Source organism: Oricola cellulosilytica (genome assembly GCF_019966575.1).
Classification (GTDB): domain Bacteria; phylum Pseudomonadota; class Alphaproteobacteria; order Rhizobiales; family Rhizobiaceae; genus Oricola; species Oricola cellulosilytica.
This window is the reverse complement of the sequence record NZ_JAINFK010000004.1, coordinates 251,313-270,836: the sequence shown is the minus strand read 5'-3', so window position 1 is coordinate 270,836 and position 19,524 is coordinate 251,313. Positions and strand designations below refer to the sequence as shown.

At 60.5% G+C, this 19,524-nt stretch carries 17 protein-coding genes; 10 read left to right on the top strand and 7 right to left on the bottom strand.

Annotated elements, in window-relative coordinates; translation table 11 throughout:
- Window positions 1–195 precede the first annotated feature (195 nt).
- Complete coding sequence (gene ku, locus LC298_RS11320; RefSeq protein ID WP_131567232.1) at window positions 196–1,056, top strand: non-homologous end joining protein Ku; 861 nt, start codon at window positions 196–198, stop codon at window positions 1,054–1,056.
- Window positions 1,053–3,530 carry a DNA ligase D gene (gene ligD, locus LC298_RS11315; protein ID WP_199223226.1) on the top strand — a complete coding sequence of 826 codons (2,478 nt, stop codon included), beginning with the start codon at window positions 1,053–1,055 and terminating at the stop codon, window positions 3,528–3,530. Before ku ends, ligD begins: the two co-directional genes overlap by 4 nt.
- A 55-nt stretch (window positions 3,531–3,585) precedes the next feature.
- Here ligD and LC298_RS11310 read toward each other — a convergent pair whose 3' ends face one another.
- From LC298_RS11310 to LC298_RS11290, 5 genes are all read right to left on the bottom strand, one after another.
- Window positions 3,586–4,443, bottom strand: a complete 858-nt coding sequence (locus LC298_RS11310) for a sugar phosphate isomerase/epimerase family protein (RefSeq protein ID WP_131567230.1) — start codon at window positions 4,441–4,443, stop codon at window positions 3,586–3,588.
- Window positions 4,440–5,222 (bottom strand): ATP-binding cassette domain-containing protein, encoded by a 783-nt coding sequence (locus LC298_RS11305; RefSeq protein ID WP_131567227.1) that lies wholly within the window; start codon window positions 5,220–5,222, stop codon window positions 4,440–4,442. Before LC298_RS11305 ends, LC298_RS11310 begins: the two co-directional genes overlap by 4 nt.
- Entirely contained in the window at window positions 5,219–6,208 is a 990-nt protein-coding gene (locus LC298_RS11300; protein ID WP_131567224.1) for an ABC transporter permease, read from the bottom strand. The genes LC298_RS11305 and LC298_RS11300 overlap by 4 nt, the downstream gene beginning before the upstream one ends.
- A gap of 163 nt (window positions 6,209–6,371) precedes the next feature.
- Window positions 6,372–7,343 (bottom strand): sugar ABC transporter substrate-binding protein, encoded by a 972-nt coding sequence (locus tag LC298_RS11295; protein ID WP_131567221.1) that lies wholly within the window; start codon window positions 7,341–7,343, stop codon window positions 6,372–6,374.
- Window positions 7,344–7,428: 85 nt separating this feature from the next.
- Window positions 7,429–8,484, bottom strand: a complete 1,056-nt coding sequence (locus tag LC298_RS11290; protein WP_131567218.1) for a LacI family DNA-binding transcriptional regulator — start codon at window positions 8,482–8,484, stop codon at window positions 7,429–7,431.
- Window positions 8,485–8,626: 142 nt separating this feature from the next.
- Between LC298_RS11290 and LC298_RS11285 the strand changes: the two genes are divergently transcribed.
- A complete protein-coding gene (locus LC298_RS11285) occupies window positions 8,627–9,658 on the top strand; it encodes a hydroxyacid dehydrogenase (RefSeq protein ID WP_131567215.1) in 1,032 nt (343 codons plus the stop codon).
- A gap of 142 nt (window positions 9,659–9,800) precedes the next feature.
- Here the strand turns inward: LC298_RS11285 and rhaI are convergent, their stop codons facing one another.
- Window positions 9,801–11,075, bottom strand: a complete 1,275-nt coding sequence (gene rhaI, locus LC298_RS11280) for an L-rhamnose catabolism isomerase (RefSeq protein ID WP_131567212.1) — start codon at window positions 11,073–11,075, stop codon at window positions 9,801–9,803.
- A gap of 122 nt (window positions 11,076–11,197) precedes the next feature.
- Between rhaI and LC298_RS11275 the strand changes: the two genes are divergently transcribed.
- Window positions 11,198–11,458 (top strand): SemiSWEET family sugar transporter, encoded by a 261-nt coding sequence (locus LC298_RS11275; RefSeq protein ID WP_131567209.1) that lies wholly within the window; start codon window positions 11,198–11,200, stop codon window positions 11,456–11,458.
- 4 nt (window positions 11,459–11,462) lie between these two features.
- Here LC298_RS11275 and LC298_RS11270 read toward each other — a convergent pair whose 3' ends face one another.
- Window positions 11,463–13,565, bottom strand: a complete 2,103-nt coding sequence (locus tag LC298_RS11270) for a bifunctional rhamnulose-1-phosphate aldolase/short-chain dehydrogenase (RefSeq protein WP_131567206.1) — start codon at window positions 13,563–13,565, stop codon at window positions 11,463–11,465.
- 178 nt (window positions 13,566–13,743) lie between these two features.
- On the opposite strand from LC298_RS11270, the gene LC298_RS11265 reads away from it, so the two are divergent.
- From LC298_RS11265 to rhaM, 6 genes are all read left to right on the top strand, one after another.
- Window positions 13,744–14,547 (top strand): DeoR/GlpR family DNA-binding transcription regulator, encoded by an 804-nt coding sequence (locus LC298_RS11265; protein ID WP_131567204.1) that lies wholly within the window; start codon window positions 13,744–13,746, stop codon window positions 14,545–14,547.
- Between the two features lie 36 nt (window positions 14,548–14,583).
- Window positions 14,584–15,573, top strand: a complete 990-nt coding sequence (gene rhaS / locus LC298_RS11260) for a rhamnose ABC transporter substrate-binding protein (RefSeq protein ID WP_131567201.1) — start codon at window positions 14,584–14,586, stop codon at window positions 15,571–15,573.
- A 127-nt stretch (window positions 15,574–15,700) separates the two neighbouring features.
- Window positions 15,701–17,221: a sugar ABC transporter ATP-binding protein gene (locus tag LC298_RS11255; RefSeq protein ID WP_131567198.1), complete on the top strand. Its 1,521-nt coding sequence runs from the start codon at window positions 15,701–15,703 to the stop codon at window positions 17,219–17,221.
- A complete protein-coding gene (locus LC298_RS11250; protein WP_131567195.1) occupies window positions 17,218–18,198 on the top strand; it encodes an ABC transporter permease in 981 nt (326 codons plus the stop codon). The genes LC298_RS11255 and LC298_RS11250 overlap by 4 nt, the downstream gene beginning before the upstream one ends.
- Window positions 18,195–19,196, top strand: coding sequence for an ABC transporter permease (locus LC298_RS11245; RefSeq protein ID WP_131567192.1), 1,002 nt, complete (start codon window positions 18,195–18,197; stop codon window positions 19,194–19,196). Before LC298_RS11250 ends, LC298_RS11245 begins: the two co-directional genes overlap by 4 nt.
- Window positions 19,193–19,522, top strand: a complete 330-nt coding sequence (rhaM, locus tag LC298_RS11240; RefSeq protein ID WP_342212365.1) for an L-rhamnose mutarotase — start codon at window positions 19,193–19,195, stop codon at window positions 19,520–19,522. Before LC298_RS11245 ends, rhaM begins: the two co-directional genes overlap by 4 nt.
- Window positions 19,523–19,524 lie beyond the last annotated feature (2 nt).

Here is a 19,524-nt window from a genome sequence, read left to right as displayed (position 1 = left end):
GTCCTTGATTGGCGCTGAATTGCCCGCGGCGGCGGCTCGACCCGAATGTCTTCCGGCAGCCTCTATCATCGCCCCACGGCGGTGCAAACAACGTTTCCCTGCCGGAAGACCTCGGGTTCCTTGCCGGGAACGAATCGCGGCCTCTCCGGTTGACCAGCAACCGGGACAGGTTCCCGCCAGCGTATGGAGTACCACATGGCCGCACGACCGATCTGGAAAGGGCAGATAAGGCTTTCCCTGGTGTCGATCCCCGTCGAAATGTATTCCGCGACGCGTTCGGGAGCCCGGATCAGCTTCAGGCAAATCCACGAACCGACCGGCAAGCCGGTGCGCTATCAGAAGATCGTGCAGGGCGTCGGGCCGGTCGATGCCGACGAGATCATGAAGGGTTTCGAGTACGAGAAGGACAAGTATCTCCTCATCGATCCCGACGAGGTCGACGAGATCAAGCTCGAAACCAAGAAAACACTGGAACTGGTGCAGTTCGTCGATGCGTGCGAAATACCTCCAATCTATTTCGACAAGCCCTATTACCTGACGCCGAGCGACGAGCTTGCCGAGGATGCCTATCGCGTCGTGCGCGATGCGCTGCGGGAAACGAAGATGGTGGGGATCGGGCAGGTTACTCTTCGCGGCAAGGAATATCTCGCGGCGGTCAAGCCCTGTGGCGACGGGCTGTTGCTGGAAACGCTGCATTACGAGGACGAACTTCGCGATGCGGAGCCTCTGTTCTCCAGCGTGGAGGATGCGGCTGTCGATCAGGATCTGCTCGATGTGGCCACATCGCTGATCGAGCGCAAATCCGGCCCCTTCGACGCAAGCGCCTACAAGGACAACTACTCTGACGCGTTACGGGCGCTCATCAAGAAAAAGACGAGCAACAAATCGTCCAAGCGGGTCGAGACGGACGAGGACAACAGCGCACCCGCCGGCGACAACGTGGTCGACCTGATGGCGGCACTGAAGCAGAGCCTCGAAAAGGCGGATGGCGCGAAAAAGGCAAAGACTGCGAAGAGCGGCAAGGCCGCCGCACCCCGAAGGAAGAAGTCGGCGTGACAATCCGGGCGGAGGGAAAGCTTGCCGAGTACCGCCGAAAGCGCGACTTCGACAAGACATCCGAGCCGGCCGGCTCACGCCGTTCCGGATCGTCCCGTCGCCGGACATTCGTAGTTCAGAAACATGCTGCAAGCAGATTGCATTACGATTTTCGGCTCGAGTGGTCCGGCGTTCTCCTGAGTTGGGCAGTGACCCGAGGTCCGAGTACCGATCCCTCGGCGAAGAGACTGGCCGTACGCACCGAAGACCATCCGCTCGACTACGCCACCTTTGAAGGTACCATTCCCAAGAAGCAATATGGCGGCGGAACCGTCATGCTGTGGGACAGGGGGTGGTGGGAGCCTTCGGAAAACATCACGGAAGGGCTCAAGGCCGGAAAGCTGAAATTCGTCCTACACGGCGAGCGAATGATCGGCGCGTGGACGCTGGTTCGCATGCGGGGCAGGGAGAAGCGCGAGAACTGGCTGCTGATCAAGGAGCGCGACAGGTTTGCAGAGGACGGCGAGGACATTCTCATTGAACGGTTCACGACGAGCATTGAAAGCGGGCGAACGATGGAGGAAATCGCCGAGGGTAGGGCTGCGCGCAAGACCGGGAGCCGTCAGACCGGCAAACAGCTCAGCCTTCCGACACCGGCCTTCGTAAAGCCCCAGCTCGCCACGCTGATGGATACAGTCCCCGAAGGCGACGACTGGCTGCACGAAACCAAGTTCGACGGCTACCGGTGTCTGGCCGCGCTTGGGAAAGACGGGGTGAGGCTCTACACACGAACCGGGCTGGACTGGACAGATCGCTATGCCGGCCTACCCGAAGCGTTCACCGGGTTGCCTTGCAAGAACGCGCTGATAGACGGAGAAGTGATTTCCAGGTCGAACGGCGGTGGCTCGGCCTTTTCGGCGCTCCAGCGTGATCTCGAGGAAGGGCGACCGGTCGCCTTCGCGGCCTTCGATCTGCTGGAACTCGATGGACGTTCACTGAAGCGGGAGCCGCTGGTCGAACGCAAGCGACGCCTCGAAAAGTTGCTGGAGAGGCAGCCACCCGCCCGTGCGATTCGCTTTTCCCAGCACGTGCTCGGAAATGGCGTGGCCGTGTTCAACGCAATTTCCGAAGCGGGCGGCGAGGGCATTATCAGCAAGGCCGCCGGCAGCACCTACCGCAGCGGGCGAAATCGCAACTGGCTGAAGATCAAGGTCAAGCGGCGCCAGGAGTTCGTGGTCGGCGGATATACGCCGTCGTCGCGCCGGGGCCGGCCCTTCGCCTCGCTCCTGATCGGTTCATACGAAGATGGGGATCTGGTCTATCGCGGACGCGTCGGCTCAGGCTTTTCGGAGCGGGATCTCGACCGCATTTCCGGATTGATGAAAGATCGAAGTGCGAAATCGTCCCCCTTCGCCGCCGTTCCAAGGGAGGTCGCGAGAACGGCACGGTGGGTCCGGCCGGAACTGGTAGTCGAGGTCGAGTACGCGGAACTGACAGGGGAGGGCGCCGTCCGGCACGGCGTCCATCAGGGGGTCCGGGTAGACAAGGAGATGCAGATGGTGAAGCTCGAAGTTCCCGAAGATGACAAGGAGGGCCGATCCGAGGTGCTGGGAATCCGCATCAGCAATGCGGATCGGGTGATCTTCCCGGATGCCGGATGTACCAAGCTCGATCTAGCCCAGTACTACGCCAAGGCGTCGGAAAGGCTGCTGGATTACGCCGGCGACCGTCCACTTTCGTTGCTCAGATGCCCTGCCGGACGAGACGGCGAGTGCTTCTTCCAGAAGCACGCAGGCAAGGGGTTTCCGAAGGAAATCGAAAGCATCGACATCGAGGAAAGCTCAGGCAAGACCGAACCATACATGGTCGTTCGGCGGCAGAGCGGATTCGTTGCGGCGGCGCAGATGGGAACCATCGAGTTCCATATCTGGGGTTCGCGCACCGATGTGCTGGAAAAGCCCGACCGCCTCGTATTCGATCTCGATCCGGACGAGGGGCTCAGTTTTTCGTCCGTCAAGAAGGCAGCCATTCAGTTGCGCGAGTTCCTCGACGATCTCGGCCTTGCCAGCGCGCCGATGGTCACGGGCGGCAAGGGGGTTCATGTGATCGTGCCGCTCCGTCGCACAGCCGGATGGGAAACTGTCACGACATTTGCCAGAACGATCGCGGCCCATTTCGCCGATATGGACCCCGAGCATTACGTGGCGACGATGTCGAAGGCGAAGCGCAAGGGGAAAATCTTCATCGACTGGCTGCGAAACGACCGGGGTTCCACCGCGATCGCCCCTTACTCCGTGCGCGCCAGAAAGGGCGCGCCCGTTGCCGTTCCCGTCAGTTGGGAGGAACTGTCACGCCTGAAGGCGGCCAACACGTTCGACATGAAGAAGGCAGTAAAGCGGCTGGAAAGCGCATGTCCTCTTGCCGGCGTCGAGGCGCAGACGATCGGCAAGGCCGCAATCGATGCCCTGGAAAAAAGGATCGCCGGAAGGAACTGAAAGGCCCGAGGGGTCGCGCCGAGTACGGGCAGGAAAAGGATGTCTGCCCGCTTGGTCATCTACCCAGTTGCAGCCCTGCATCGGCGGCTGCCTTGCGCAGGAACGGCAGGCCCGCGTCGATCACATCGTCCGGATTGTCGGCGACAGGCCGCCAGACCGCGAGACCTCCGGCAATGTCCTCGTCAACGTGGTTCATGCTTTCAAGCGTCAGAGGACCGCCATATCCGATGTCGACCAGCGCTTGCATCGCCGCAGCCCAATCGATCATCCCCCGTCCGGGAACGCCCCGGTTGGCTTCCGAAACATGAACATAGCCAAGATAGGGCGCTGCCGCCGCGAAGCCTGCCGCGAAACTCTCTTCCTCGATGTTCATATGATAGGTGTCGAGATGGATGAAGATGTTGTCGGCGCCGACGCGCTCGATGATTCCTGCCGCATCGCTGCCGCGGTTCATGAGATGCGTTTCGTAACGGTTGCACGGCTCGATACCGAGCTTCAACCCGTATGACGCCGCTTCTTTCGCTGCGCTTTCGAGAAAGCCGCAGATGCCGTCCAGTTCGCGTTGGGTCGGAGGTCCGCCGGTAGTGCGGCCGATCGTGCCGTAGGTGACGCCGCTTAGTGATGGACTCCCCACAGCCTGCGAGACGCGGAACGCCGGTTCCATGAATGCGATCGCCTCGTCGGGACGTTCAATCACGTCGAGCGATCCGGGAAGACCGAGGGAACAGACGACTTCCACGTCGTGCTTCCTGCAAAAGGCAACGGTCGCATCGATGTCGATTTCCTCGGGCCGCAGGAGCGGAATTTCGAAGAGACCGACACCGTGCGCCAGGATGCGGCCCATCTGCGGCTCGACAAGCGAAACGTCCCAGACAGGGGCGATCGCGAAGGTATGCAATCCCAACGTGTTCACCGGTGCCCCCCGAGTTCATGCGCGGCAGCCGAAGCGGTATCGCCGCCTCCGACGATCCGCGCGACGACTTCGTTCATGTTGGTATCGGCTGTCCTGAGATCGGCCTCTGCGCGGCCATGGCGCAAAACGACGATGCGGTCGGTGACGGCGAGCACGTCGTTCAGACGGTGCGAAATCAGGATCACAGCGATACCCTCCGACTTCAACCTCCTGATCAGGTCGAGCACACTTTGCACCTCGCGCACCGCCAGCGCCGCGGTCGGCTCGTCCATGATCACTAGCTTCGGATCGAAGGTCAGAGCGCGGGCGATGGCGACAGTCTGCTGCTGCCCGCCGGAAAACGAACTGACGGGCCGGTTGATGGAGGGCAGGTGAGCACCGAGACGTTCGATCATTTCGGCGGCCTCGCGGTCCATTCTCGCCTTGTCGACCATGCCCGGAATGAAGCCGAACATCTTCTTTACCGGCTCCCTGCCGAGAAAGATGTTGCTGGCCACGTCCTGCTGCTTGGCCAATGAGAGATCCTGATAGATCATCTCGATGCCGATCCGGCGTCTTTCGCCCGGGTCGAGATGCAAGATGCTCCTGCCGTCGAGTTCTATGGCACCGGCGTCGGCGCTATAGATGCCGGTGATCGTTTTCATCAGAGTCGACTTTCCGGCTCCGTTGTCGCCCACAAGCCCGATGACTTCGCCGGCCGCGACATCAAGGTCGACGCCATGAAGAACATCGACAGCGCCAAAACTCTTGCGGATTCCCGAAAGGTGGAGAAGCGTCATGCACGGGTCTCCTTGCGTACCTGGTACTGGTCGATGAAGACCGCGAGGATGAGTACCGCACCGATCGCCATCTGCTGGTAATAGGATTGCACCGCGAGCAGGTTGAGCCCGTTCTGCAGCACGCCCATGATCAGAGCCCCGATCATCGTACCGAGGATCGAGCCGCGACCACCGAACAGATTGGTGCCGCCGATGATTGCCGCCGTGATGGCCGTCAGTTCGTAATTGAGGCCCGCGGTCGGATCACCCGAATTGATCCGCGCCATGAAAATCATGCCGGCCAGGCCCGCCAGTCCGCCTGAGATCGTATAAAGGATGCGGCGCTGACGCTCCACGCGTATGCCTGCCGCGCGGGCCGCGCCCTCGCTGTCGCCAAGCGCTAGCGTGTGGCGGCCGAAGCGCGTGTAGGCAAGCACGAAATGGGCGACCAGGGCGGTGATCACGAAGATGATCACGGGCACGGGAATGCCGAAGGGGCGGCCCTGGCCCAGAAAGAGAAGGTATTCCGGCAGGCCGTAAATGACCCGTCCGCCCGAGATGACCAGCGCCAGACCCCGCGCGATGCCAAGCATCCCAAGGGTTACAATGAAGGCCGGAACAAAGGCGCGAGTAACGATCTGGCCGTTGATGTAACCGGCGATCGCGCCGGCGAGGATACAGGCCCCAACGCCGAAAGGGGAAGGTGCACCGAGATTGACCGCGATATAGGCGCCGACAACCCCGGACAGCCCCATCACCGAACCAAGCGAAAGATCGAGGCCCCCCGAACTGATGACGAATGTGGCCGCGATGGCCAGCACGCCGATGGTCGATGTAGCGAGCAGGATGTTGAGGAAATTGCTCACCGACAGGAAGAATGGCGAAAGCACGGCCATGGCCGCAGCCAGCACCAAAAGAACAATGAACGATTCAAGCCGGATGTGGAGCCGGTCAATGGATGCGCGCTGAGCGCGGCTCCAAATCCCGGGAGTTGCAGTCGTGGCCATGCGCGATCCCTGGTCTCAAACTGGCGGCCGTAAAATCCGGCCAAGGTTCAATGCCGGCCGGCAATGACGGTAGCCGGCAGCGACGGTGTGGAAGAGCGCCGGGACGCTCCTCCAGTTTTTTCCGCTCCCGACGCGCCGTGGGCGACGGGGAAGCGAGACAGGCCTACTTCACGAATTCCAGCATCGGTTCCGTACCGGCTTCGAGCACTTCCTTCGTCAGGACGAGCGTTGGAACGGCGACGTCGGTCGGGACTGATTCACCGTCGATCGCTTTCTTGACATTTTCGACGGCCTGTTTGCCCACGAGGTAGGGAAGCTGCGCCACGGAGGCATTCAGACGCCCTTCCTTGATCGACTTGACCGCGTCCGAATTGCCGTCGACCCCGATGACCGTTACCTGGTCGCCCTTGCCCGCAGCGTAGACGGATTCGACCGCACCAAGCGCCATGCCGTCGTTGGCTGCGAAGATGGCCACAAGATCCGGGTTGCGCGTGAGGATGTCGTTGGTGATCGTCGCCGCCTTGCCGCGGTCCCAATCACCGGGCAGGGAGGCGACGATTTCCAAACCCGGAGCCAGTTCCTTGAGCTTGTCGGCAAAGCCTCGAGCACGCTTTTCGCCGGTGATATTGCCGGACAGACCTTCGATAACCAGCACGGGGCCCTCGGCATCTGCGCCGATTTTCGAGACGAGATATTCAGCGCCCTGCGCGCCGGCAGCGACGTTGTCAGAACCGATGCGGAAGGTGATCTTGATGCCTTCCTTGTCAAGAATGGCGGGATCGAGGTTGCCGTCGAGGTCAACGACCTTGATGCCGGCGTCCTGCGCCTTCTTGAGGCAGGGGAGCAGGTTGGTGGAGTTGATGGCAGCAGTGATCATCGCCACCGGCTTGCGCTCAAGCATCGTGTTGCAAACGTTAAGCTGCGGTTCGGCGGCCTGATCGCTTTCGACCGCCTGCGAGAAATATTCGACACCGGCTTCCTTCGCGCCGTCTTCGACACCCATTCCCATCGCGCCCCAGAACGGGTTGGACAGGGTCTTCATCAGCACTCCGTATTCGCCCTCCTCGGCGTGGGCGACGGGTATCGCCGCCAAGCTTGCGGCGGCAAGTGCAAAAGCGAGTTTTCTCAGCTTCATTGGTATTCTCCTCCACTGTTGTCGCCGCCGCGTTCCTACCGGATAGCGACGGCATTGGTCATGTCCGGCAACCGGGGGATGTTGCCTACGAATCTTCCCCCGCACGCGGGCCGTGGCGCGGGGCGCCGACGGATTCGCGCATTAGAATCTGGCATTTCGGCAGACTGGCGACCGGCTTCCCTCCATAGCCCGCAATCCGCCCGAACAGCACGTCCATCGCCTGCTCTGCGATGCTGTGCACGGGCTGTACCACTGCCGCGATTGTGGGCCAGGTGACTTGCATCCATTCGGCGTCATCGAATCCGACAAGCGAGATGTCTTCCGGACACCGCCATCCGCGGCGCCTAAATTCGCTGAGGGCCACCAGTGTCCCTTTTGCGAAAAGGGAATAAACCGCTGTCGGGCGCGACCCCTTGGAGAAATAGTCGTGCAGCGCGCCGCGCAGCGGCCCGACATCGCTTTCGGACAGGATGATGTCGGTGACCATGTCCGGTGCGAGTTCAATTGCCGCCGCCTTGAAGCCGTCGAGGCGGGCACGAACTGTCGCCGCCTGTTCGCCAAGTCCGATCACCAGCACATGGCGATGGCCCTTTTCCACCAGTGCGGCAGCGACGCCGGCGCTGGCCGACGCGCTGTCGGCGGAAACGGTATCGAAGGAATCATCGGCCAGCACGCGGTCGATCAGCACGCCGGTCATGTCATTTTCCCGCATGAAGCGGGCGGCCGGTCCGTGCTCGTCGCGAACCGGTGCGAGAATAACGCCCGCGACCCGCCAGTCCTGCATGCGCTGGATCAGTTCGAGTTCCCGGTCCTGTGACTCGCGGCTCGACGTGGCGACAAGCGTGTAACCACGCTGTTCGGCAGAGCGTTCGAGCTCGGTAATCATCGAGCCGAAGAACTCGCTCTCGAACTCGGGAACGATGGCGCCGATGATCCGGCGTTTGGCGCGGCGCAAATCAGAGGCCAGCGGGTCTGCGCGATAGCCGAGCGTTTCAACGGCAGCGTAAACCTTGCGGACATTGTCCGGCTTCACGGTGGTCACACCGTGCATCACTTTCGACACGGTTGCAGCCGACACGCCGGCATGGCTCGCCACGTCGTGGATGGATGGCCGCCCTGTCCGGGCCGCGCGCACAGCCATTGTTTCTCCTCCCATGCGGACAAAATGGATTTGCCTCGCGTTCCAACACGGTAAATCGATTTTTTCTCATTGTAAATCGGTTTATTCTTTCTATCCTCGTTCGTGGGTTTCCTGTGGAAACCGTATTGCGGGAGGAAAAGCGATGCCTGAAAATGCGAAGCCGCTGGTCATCAGTGCGCCGGAACCACGTACGCTCGCTCTGATTTTCACGGATGATGCGCGGCGCGAACTGCACCGCAAATACGAGATTGTCGAGATTGAACCGGAAGCCCTCGCGGGCCTTGCGCCCGACGTCCTTGGCAGGGCGCGTTACATCATCGGCCAGCCCCCCATCGATCCTGCGACACTGGACAGGATGCAGTCGCTTCGCTGCGTGCTGAATGTGGAGACCAACCTCATCGACAATATGCCCTACGAGAGGATGTTTGAGCGGGGCATACATGTCGTGACCACCGGCGCTGTCTTCGCCGCACCCGTCGCGGAACTTGGTGTTGCCCTGGCACTCAACCTGGCACGTGGAATCGTCGATGCCGACCTCGATTTTCGAAATGGCCGGGAATTGTGGGGCGGCGACGGGAACACATCGGCGAGGCTGCTGTCAGGGTCCGATATAGGCATAATCGGGTTTGGCGATCTGGGTAGGGCGCTCAGCCGCCTCTTGACGGGTTTTCGCGCGAATATCCGCGTTTTTGATCCTTGGCTGCCGCCCTCCATCCTGCGCGAGAATGCGGTCGAGCCGGTGCCGCTGGAGACGGTTCTTTCTGAAAGCGACACGGTGTTCGTGGTCGCCTCCGTCACCAGCGAGAACGAAGGTTTTCTGGGCGCAAAGGCGTTTGCATCCATGCGGAAGGGTGCGGCGTTCATTCTTCTGAGCCGCGCCGGAATCGTCGATTTCGAGGCCCTGATGGACGCCGTCCGGTCGGGGCACATCGTCGCGGCGAGCGACGTGTTTCCCGAAGAGCCGCTTGCACCCGACCATCCGGTCCGCTCGTTGCCCGGGTTCCTTCGCTCCGCACATCGCGCCGGCGCGCTTGATGTCGCGTTCAAGGAAATGGGCGACATGGTTCTGGAAGACATGGATCTGATGGATCGCGGCCTGCCGCCAATGCGGTGCAAACGCGCCGAACGGGAGACCGTCTCGCGCATGCGCTCCAAGCCCGTGTCCCGCAACTAATTCCGTGCGCTGGTCGGGAAATTGAGATGGATGGTGCCGCCGGAGATTTGAGTTCCGATTTCACCGCCTCGAGAAATTGAAATATTAGGCCAATGATTGTCGTGGAATTCGCGCTAACCGCGAAGCTGGACCTGCCGATCCGTCAGACGATACCGCCACCGGCGCCGGAAACAACGGGACGGTCCTCGCTGACCTTCGCGCGATAGCCTGATGACCGGAACGTTGCTACAGGATTGACCGCCGCACCTTTCTCCAGTCGCGCCATTGCGAGAACCGGTTCAACATCGGTGCGAAAGGCTTGTTTCAGCGCCGTCGAGGCCATCAGCGCGTCGTTTTCCGCCTGATACCCTTCGAGCGCCCGGCGGTCGACGAGCAGCGCCTGCGCATAGGCGCGCTGCACTTCCATCGCCGAAACCATCAGGCTTTCGATCGGATCGGTCACGTTGTGCGACTGGTCGAGCATGTGCGCCGGCTCGAAACCGGGCGCCTTGCGGGTCTCCGCATCGACCAGTTCGTTGAAGACAAGGAAAAGCCGGTAGGGATCGATAGAGCCGGTGTCGAGATCGTCGTCGCCGTATTTCGAGTCATTGAAATGGAAGCCGCCGAGTTTGCCGAACTGGATGAGCCGGGCGACGATCATCTCGATGTTGACGTTCGGGGCGTGGTGGCCGAGATCGACAAGGCAGAAGGCCTTGGGTCCGAGTTCTGTGGCGATCAGGTAGTTGGTGCCCCAGTCCTGCACGACAGTGGAATAGAAAGCCGGCTCGTACATCTTGTGTTCGGTAAAGATGCGCCAATCGTCGGGCAGGGCGGCGTAGACCTTGCGCATGGCGTCGAGATAGCGCTCGAACTGGCGGGTAAAATTCGTCTGACCGGGGAAATTCGACCCGTCGCCGACCCACACGGTCAGCGCCTTCGACCCGATCGCCCCGCCGATCTCGATGCATTCGATGTTGTGCTCGACGGCCTGCTGCCTCGTCGCCGCGTCTGTGTGCGAAAGCGAGCCGAACTTGTAGGATTGCGCCTGGCCGGGCTGGTCCTGGAAAGTGTTGGAATTCATCGCATCGAAGGCGAGGCCGGTTTCCTCCGCCTTGGCCTTCAGCGACGCCGGGTCCGCCTTGTCCCATGGGATGTGCAGCGAAACCGAGGGCGTGGCCCCGGTCAGCCGGTGGATAACGGCGCAATCCTCCATCTTGTCGAAGATGTCGCGCGGTTCGCCGAGCCCCGGAAAACGGGCGAAACGCGTACCCCCGGTACCGACGCCCCATGAGGGTACTGCGACCCCATAGTTGGCGACCTTGGCCTTGACAGCATCTATGTCGATCCCCCAGCGAGACAGGTTTTCACCCAGCGCTTCGTAATCCGTCCTAAGCGCTGCAGCACGTTTCTCGTTGTCGGCTGCGATGGCGTCGATCATGTCTTCCTCCCTTGACCGGCTTCGGTGCCCGGTTCTAGGTTTGCCCGCGCCGGCCGCCGTCCATTGCGACCCCGCCGGCGCTTTCCCTCCTGAAATCCTCAACCCTGAAAGGGGCTTTTCTCATGCCAGACTGGCTTGTTACCGCTATAGGCGTGGTCGCCGGTATCATCGGCACCTTGTGTTTCATGCCGCAACTGATCAAGACGCTCTCCACCCGCGAGACCCGCGACCTTTCTCTCGGTTCCAATGTGATGCTTCTGGCCACCATTCTGCTTTGGCTCGTCTACGCGCTCAACATTGGCGCCTGGCCCATGGTGGCCTCGAATGTGATCGGAGCTGTCATCGTCGGCGTCATTGTCTTATGCAAGCTGCGCTACGGCTGACGGGTCAGCGCGTGAAGGCTTCCTTGTTGCCGGCGTCCACGTTGATGATGTTGCCGGTCGATTTCGCCGAGAAGTCCGAGGCAAGGAAATAGGCCGCCTCGGCAATGTCCTCAGGGTATACCGAGCGCTTGAGCATCGAGCGGTTACGGTACATTTCCTCCAACCCTTCCTTATCCGTGCCATAGGTCGAGGCACGTTGGTCGAGCCATTCTCCAGACCAGATCCTCGAGCCGCGCAGGACCGCGTCCGGATTCACGACGTTGACGCGGATACCGTGGGGGGCGCCTTCCAGCGCCAAGCAGCGGGCGAGGTGGATCTCAGACGCCTTGGCGGTGCAGTAGGCCGACGCGTTGGGCGAGGCGGCGAGCGAATTCTTCGATCCGATGAAGATAATCGACCCGCCAATGTCCTGGGTCTTCAGTATCCTGAACGCTTCACGTGCCACGAGGAAGTAGCCGGTCGACAGAATCGACATGTTGCGGTTCCACAGATCGAGGGTCGTCTCCTCCACCGGTGCGGAGGAGGCGATCCCTGCGTTCGAGATGACGATGTCCACACCGCCGAATTCCACGGCCATGTCGGAGTAGGCATCGCTGACCGCCGTTTCGTCGGTGACATTCATCAGGACGGCGCGGACGACATCCTTCGAGTGGCGGGTGGCGAGATTTTCTCGTGTCTTTTCGAGCGCGTTATCGTCGATGTCAGCAAGCACAACGCAGGCGCCTTCTGCCAAGAGGCGCTCGGCCGTGGCAGAGCCAATTCCGCCTGCGCCGCCGGTGACTACGGCGACGCGGCCAGCCAAGCTCTTAGGTTTCGGCATGCGCTGAAGCTTGGCTTCCTCGAGCAGCCAGTATTCGATATCGAACGCTTCCTGTTCCGGCAGACCGACATAGGTCGAGACCGTCGAGGCGCCGCGCATCACGTTGATCGCGTTGGCGTAGAACTCGCCGGAGATACGCGCCGTCGCCTTGTCCTTGGCAAAGGTGATCATGCCCACGCCGGGAACAAGATAGACCACGGCGTTGGGGTCGCGCATCGCGGGGCTGTCGTCGCGCTTGCAACGCTCGTAATAGGCGGCGTAGTCCTCCCGATACCTTTCGACACTGCCGGCAAGGCTGTTCAACGTGGTGCCGATGTCGGGAGTAGCAGGGTCAAAATCGACGACGAGCGGGCGGATCTTGGTGCGCAGGAAGTGATCCGGACAGCTCGTGCCGAGCGCGGCCAGTTTTTCCAAATCGCTGGAACAAACGAACTGCAGCACGGCGTCGGAATCGTCGAAGTGGCCAACCATGCGGACCTGCTTCGACACCATGCCGCGGATGACCGGCATCAGCGCGGCCGCAATTTTGCGGCGGTCGGCGGCCCCGAGGGCGGCATGTTTCTCGCCGCCGAAAACAGTTTTGCCGGCGGTTTCGGTCTCGAACCACTCGATGGCGCGGTTGATAACGTCGATCGTGGTGTCGTAGCACTCTTCGGCGGTATCGGCCCAGGTGAAGAGGCCATGACTTTCGAGCACCACGCCCTTTGCGCCGGGATTTCCGAGGCAGAACTTTTCGAGCCACAGGCCCAGTTCGTAGCCCGGCCGCTTCCAGGGCAGCCAGCCGATATCATCCCCGAAAATCTTCTGCGTCAGTTCCTTCGAGTTCTCAGATGCGGCGATCGCAATGATCGCGTCAGGATGCATGTGGTCGACATGTTTTTTCGGCACATAGGCGTGCAGTGGCGTATCGATGGACGCGGCGCGAGGATTGAGGTTGAACGTGCAGTGCGGCAGGTAGCCGACCATTTCATCCTCGAATTCTACGCCGCGGTAGAGGTCCTTCAGCGCATGGAGCTTGTCCATGTAGAGCGTGGCGAACCCGTCCATCTTGATGCTGGCGACATCGCCGCCGGATCCTTTAACCCAAAGCACTTCAACCATTTCACCGGTGAGCGGGTCCTTTTCCATCACCTTCGCGGACGTGTTGCCACCGCCATAGTTGGTCACGCGCTTGTCGGATCCAAGAAGATTGGAGCGATAAACCAGGAGCTCCGAATCGCGCATCCCCGCAGTCTTGTTCTTGTCCCACAGGTTCTGCAGCCGCGATCCGGTCTGTTTGTTCAGCATCACGCTCCTCCCATACGCATATCGGCGGCGAACTTTTTCAATGGTTGCGCCAGCGCCAAACGAAAGTCAATCATAAACAATCATATTCAATCATATTGCGTTGCAAAATGACATTTTATGATTGAACATGATTGACAGTGCGCGTTTTCAATGGGAGTGTTTTCACTGGAGGACGTCCATGCACGAAAAAGAACGCCATCGCATTATTCTATCCGCGGTTCAGGAGAAGCCTGTCGCAACCGTGCAGGAAATGGTCGAGTTGACCGATTCCTCTGAAGCGACCATCCGGCGGGACATTGCAACGCTGCATGTTCAGAAGAAGCTGCGCCGTGTGCGCGGCGGCGCGGAGTCCGTAAACCCCCCGCAATTCTTCGGACTGGCCGGACGGCCATTCAGCGTCAACGAAACGATCAATATCGCGCAGAAGCGCGCAATCGCGCTCAAGGCTGTGGAATTGTGCTGTGACGGTGACGCGGTCATCATCAATGGCGGCACAACGACGTTCCAGATGGTGCATCCGCTGGCGACAAAGCGCTGCCAGGTGTTCACCAACTCGTTTCCAATCGCCGAACACCTGCTGAAACATTCCAAGAATACGATCATGCTTTCGGGCGGCGCGATCTATCGCGAACAGAACATCATCTTGAGTCCGTTCGACAATGACGTGACGCGCAACTTCTACGCCAAGCGCATGTTCATGGGTGCTCAGGGGCTAGGCCATCTCGGCTTGATGGAAGCCGATCCGCTGTTGATCCAGGCTGAACAGAAACTGATCGACCAAGCCGATGAACTCGTCGTGCTGGTCGACTCATCGAAGTTCAAGAAGCGTTCCAGTCTCATTCTTTGTCCGCTGGAGCGCATCACGACGGTCATTACCGACAACGGAATTCGCGACGAGGACCGGCAGATGCTGGAAACGGCGGGAGTCGGCCTCATTGTCGCGGATAGAGCTGCAAGTGAGCAGTCCTCCTCCGCGGCCTGATGCCGCGCGGGAGATATTGAACGGGAGGAACCCAAAATGAAACTGTTGAAAACACTCGCATTGACCACCGCGGTTGCCGCGGCACTGTTTACGGCTCCGGCGATGTCGCAGGAGCGCATCGCGCTCGTCGTCAAATCGCTCGGTAACGGCTTCTTCGATGCCGCAGCAAAGGGCGCGGAGAAGGCCGCGCAGGAGATCGGCGGCATCGAGGTCATTTATACAGGGCCGACATCAGCAACAGCGGAAGGCCAGATCGAGATTGTCAATTCGCTGATCGCCCAGCAAGTCGAGGCAATTGCCATCTCGGCCAACGATCCGGATGCGCTTGTGCCGGCTCTCAAGAAGGCGATGGACCGCGGCATAAAGGTGTTGTCCTGGGATTCCGGCGTGGCGGAGGATGGCCGAATGCTGCACCTTAACCCGTCCGACACGGATCTCATCGGCGAGACGATCATCAAGCTCGCCGCCGATTACCTGCCGGAAGGCGGTGACGTTGCGATACTCTCTGCGTCCTCGACGGCGACGAACCAGAATGCATGGATCGAGGCCGCGAAGAAGGTGCTGCCCGAGAAGTTCCCGAACATTAATCTGGTCTCGGTGGTCTATGGCGACGACGACTCGGTCAAGAGCACCAACGAGGCCAAGGGCCTAATCTCGAGCTATCCCGACCTCGATGCGATCATCGCGCCGACCACCGTTGGCGTGGTCGCGGCCGCGCAGGTGGTTACCGACGAGAACCTGATCGGCAAGGTCAATGTGACGGGTCTCGCTCTTCCCTCGGAATTCAAGCAGTTTATCGACAATGGCGCATCGCAGGCCGTGGCGCTATGGAACCCGATCGATCTTGGCTACTCGGCGGTTTACCTTGCCCACCAACTGATCGAGGGTACGGAGGCGGCGCCGGGCGCGACCTTCTCTATCGGCGAGGTCGGCGAGATCACTCTCGACGATACGAACTCAGCCGCAATGGCGGCGCCGTTCCAGTTCGACAAGTCGAATATCGAAGAGTTTTCCAAGATCTACTAAACTCACCCAAGCTGGCTGGCCGCGCTTCTCCGCGGCCAGCCATAATCGGATGCGGCGACAAGGCCGCAAGCGCCGCCGGCGCGCCCGCCGTCCGCCGCACCCGGAAACAGACCCAAGCGCCGCTCTGATGACATTGCCCCTGCCAATACCCAAGATCACGCTTTCCGGAATCACGAAGACCTTTCCGGGCGTGCGGGCTCTGCACGAGGTCGGACTCGAGCTCTATCCCGGCGAGGTCACCGCGCTGATCGGTGAAAACGGTGCTGGCAAATCCACGCTGGTCAAGACCATGACGGGGATCTATCAGCCGGACGCGGGCGAAATCCGCATCGATAGCCTGCCGGTGGAACTGCCGTCGCCCCACGCTGCCTTCAGGCTCGGAATCACCGCCATCCATCAGGAGACTGTACTCTTCGACGAACTCAGCGTTGCTGAAAACATTTTTCTGGGTCACGCCCCCAAGACGCGCTTCAAGACCGTCGACTGGCGGGGCATGCGCGAAAGGGCCGGCAAGCTGCTCGGGGAGATCGGGGCAGGGCATATCGCGCCGGACGAGCGGCTGAAGGATTTGAGCATCGCCAACAAGCACCTCGTGGCCGTGGCGCGCGCGTTGTCGGTCGACGCGGACATCGTCATCATGGACGAACCGACTGCGGCGCTCTCATTCAAGGAAATCCAGGACCTGTTCGAACTGATCGAGATCCTGAAGAAAAACGGCAAAGCAATCCTGTTCATCTCGCACAAGTTCGATGAGATCTATCGCATTGCGGACCGCTACACGGTGTTTCGGGACGGCGCGATGGTCGGCAAGGGCCTCATCAAGGATACCAACCAGAACGAGGTCGTGCGCCTGATGGTCGGACGTTCGGTGGACCACGTCTTCCCGAAGAAAAGTGTAGAAATCGGCGAGGAAATCCTGACCGTCGCCGGTTACTGCCATCCGACCGAGTTCGCCGACATCAATTTCACACTTCACAAGGGCGAGATCCTTGGATTTTACGGTCTGGTCGGCGCCGGGCGCAGCGAACTCATGCAGGCTTTGTTCGGCATTACGAAGCCATCCAAGGGCGCGGTGAAGATTGCCGGCGAAATCGCTGTAATCCGCAGCCCGGCTGAAGCCGTCGAGAAGGGCATCGTCTACGTGCCTGAGGAACGCGGCAAGCAGGGCGTCATTGTCGATCTTCCAATCTTCCAGAACATCTCGCTGCCGTCGCTCGACAGGACGTCTCAGAATGGCTTTCTGAAGCTCGTCGAGGAGTTTGCCCTGGCACGGGAATATGCCGCGCGTCTAGATCTGCGCGCGGCCTCGCTCGATCAGAACGCCGGCACCTTGTCGGGCGGCAACCAGCAGAAGGTCGTGATCGCGAAATGGCTCGCAACGCAACCGCGTGTCATCATCCTCGACGAACCGACCAAGGGTATCGACATCGGGTCCAAGGCTGCCGTCCACGCATTCATGGGCGAATTGGCGGCAAACGGTCTAGCGGTGATCATGATCTCGTCAGAGCTTCCCGAAATTATGGGCATGAGCGACCGCATCGTGGTCATGCGCGAGGGGCGCATTGCCGCTGTTCTGGAAAACAATGAGGAATTGAAAGCGGAAGCCCTCGTTCGTGCAGCGGCCGGAATCGGGGAGGAAGCAGCATGAAGACACTGGTGCGATCCCGCGAGTTCTGGCTTGCCGTAATTATCGCAGTCATGATCGTCGCAACGAACTTCCGGTCGCCGGGATTTGCTTCACCCGGCAATCTGGCGAGCATTTTCAATGATACGGCGATCCTACTGATCCTGGCGCTCGGCCAGATGACCGTGATTTTGACCCGATCCATCGATCTTTCCATGGCGTCCAACCTGGCGCTGACGGGAATGATTGTCGCGCTGATCAACGCCGCATACCCGGCTATCCCGGTGCCAGCACTGATGGTGCTGGCGGCGTTCTGTGGCGTCGTGCTTGGTGCCTTCAACGGCGCGCTCGTCTGGCTGCTCGGGATTCCGGCCATCGTCGTCACGCTGGGCACCCTGACGATCTATCGCGGTCTGATCTTTCTGATTGCCGGAGGCCAGTGGGTTAACGCGGACGCGATGAGTTCAAGCTTCGTGCAACTGACGCGGACCGATCTTCTCGGTCTGCCGTTGCTTTCGTGGTATGCGATCGTCGTCGCCGCGGGTTTTTTCCTGCTGATGACCCGCACGTCCGTCGGTCGCTCGATCTATGCCATCGGTGTCAACCCGACCGCGTCGATCTATGCCGGCATCGATGTCGGCCGCACGAAGTTCGTCGCGTTTTGCCTCTCCGGCATGCTGTCGGGCTTTTGCGGCTATCTGTGGGTTTCGCGCTACGTGATAGGCTCCGTCGAAGTCGCCAAGGGCTATGAACTGACGATCGTTGCGGCCTGCGTGATCGGCGGCATCTCGATCGCCGGCGGGGTTGGCACGGTGGTGGGGGCGGTGCTCGGCGCGCTTTTCCTGGGCGTCATCAACAGCGCGCTGCCGGTCATCAACATCTCGCCGTTCTGGCAGATGGCGATCTCCGGCGCGGCCATCATTCTCGCGGTCGTGCTGAATGCTCGTGGCGAAAAGCGCGGCGGCCGGGTTATTCTTCGGCAAGCAGAGAGTGCATCATGACCGATACCACTCACGAAGCACGGCACATACCCGACCGGATCGACACGCCGCTGCGTGCCGCAATCTTCTCCTGGCCTGTGTTGCTGCTTGTGGTCGCCATCGCATTGTTCGTGCTGAACTCCTTCGCGTCCCCCTATTTTCTATCGCCGTGGTCGCTGTCCGATGCCACCTTCAATTTCACCGAGAAGGCGATTATCGCGCTGGCAATGGCGCTACTGATCATCTCCGGCGAAATCGATCTGTCGGTCGCCTCGATCATCGCGCTCGCCTCGACAATGATGGGCCTGGCGCTTCAACTTGGCGTCGGCACTCCGGGTCTTGTCGCCATAGGCATCGTGACCGGATTGTTTTGTGGCGTGTTCAACGGCTTTCTCGTCACGCGGCTCGGATTGCCGTCCATCGTCGTGACCATCGGCACGATGAGCTTCTTCCGCGGCATTTCGTTCATCGTGCTTGGCGACCAGGCCTTCAAGGGGTACCCGGCAAGCTTCGACTTCTTCGGTCAAGGCTATGTATGGTGGGTGGTTTCCTTCGAATTCGTTCTCTTCCTCGTCTGTGCTGTGATCTATTACGTGTTGCTGCATCGGACGAATTTCGGCCGTCACGTTTTCGTTATAGGCAATAATCCGATGGCGGCGCGTTTCTCCGGCGTCCGCGTTGAGCGTGTGAAATTCTTCCTATTCTGCCTGACCGGCCTGATGTCCGGTATCGCCGCGGTGTTGCTTACTTCCCGGCTGGCATCCACGCGACCGTCGATTGCTCTCGGTTGGGAGCTCGAGGTTGTGACGATGGTCGTTCTGGGTGGGGTCTCGATCCTCGGTGGTTCTGGCAGTATTCAGGGTGTTGTCCTGGCAGCCTTTATCATGGGGCTGGTGACCTTCGGCCTTGGCCTGCTGAACGTGCCCGGTATCGTGATGTCGATCTTCATCGGCACGCTGCTGATTTTCGTCATCGCGCTTCCGATCGTCTTCAGGATGCTCAGGGAGCGGCGGTCGTGAGCTCCGAGGGACTTGAAAAACACGCCTTCAGAATGACCCTCAATCCCGGCATGGCGGAGGAATACAAGCGTCGGCACGACGAGATCTGGCCGGAACTGGTGGACCTTCTGCATGATGCCGGCGTCAGCGACTACTCGATCTTTCTCGACGAGCACACAAACACGCTTTTCGGCGTTTTGTGGCGGCGCAAGGGTCACACGATGGCTTCGCTACCGGAGCACCCGGTGATGCAGAAATGGTGGGCCTGCATGGCCGACATCATGGGGACCAACGACAAGAACGAACCGCTTGCAGAAGACCTGCGGCTCGTCTTCCACATGGACTGACC

Coding starts and splice junctions, on each gene's coding strand:
- ku (WP_131567232.1), top strand. CDS start 196: ATGGCCGCACGACCGATCTGGAAAGGGCAGATAAGGCTTTCCCTGGTG.
- LC298_RS11305 (WP_131567227.1), bottom strand. CDS start 5,222: ATGACGCTTCTCCACCTTTCGGGAATCCGCAAGAGTTTTGGCGCTGTC.
- LC298_RS11300 (WP_131567224.1), bottom strand. CDS start 6,208: ATGGCCACGACTGCAACTCCCGGGATTTGGAGCCGCGCTCAGCGCGCA.
- LC298_RS11295 (WP_131567221.1), bottom strand. CDS start 7,343: ATGAAGCTGAGAAAACTCGCTTTTGCACTTGCCGCCGCAAGCTTGGCG.
- LC298_RS11290 (WP_131567218.1), bottom strand. CDS start 8,484: ATGGCTGTGCGCGCGGCCCGGACAGGGCGGCCATCCATCCACGACGTG.
- LC298_RS11285 (WP_131567215.1), top strand. CDS start 8,627: ATGCCTGAAAATGCGAAGCCGCTGGTCATCAGTGCGCCGGAACCACGT.
- rhaI (WP_131567212.1), bottom strand. CDS start 11,075: ATGATCGACGCCATCGCAGCCGACAACGAGAAACGTGCTGCAGCGCTT.
- LC298_RS11275 (WP_131567209.1), top strand. CDS start 11,198: ATGCCAGACTGGCTTGTTACCGCTATAGGCGTGGTCGCCGGTATCATC.
- LC298_RS11270 (WP_131567206.1), bottom strand. CDS start 13,565: ATGCTGAACAAACAGACCGGATCGCGGCTGCAGAACCTGTGGGACAAG.
- LC298_RS11265 (WP_131567204.1), top strand. CDS start 13,744: ATGCACGAAAAAGAACGCCATCGCATTATTCTATCCGCGGTTCAGGAG.
- rhaS (WP_131567201.1), top strand. CDS start 14,584: ATGAAACTGTTGAAAACACTCGCATTGACCACCGCGGTTGCCGCGGCA.
- LC298_RS11255 (WP_131567198.1), top strand. CDS start 15,701: ATGACATTGCCCCTGCCAATACCCAAGATCACGCTTTCCGGAATCACG.
- LC298_RS11250 (WP_131567195.1), top strand. CDS start 17,218: ATGAAGACACTGGTGCGATCCCGCGAGTTCTGGCTTGCCGTAATTATC.
- LC298_RS11245 (WP_131567192.1), top strand. CDS start 18,195: ATGACCGATACCACTCACGAAGCACGGCACATACCCGACCGGATCGAC.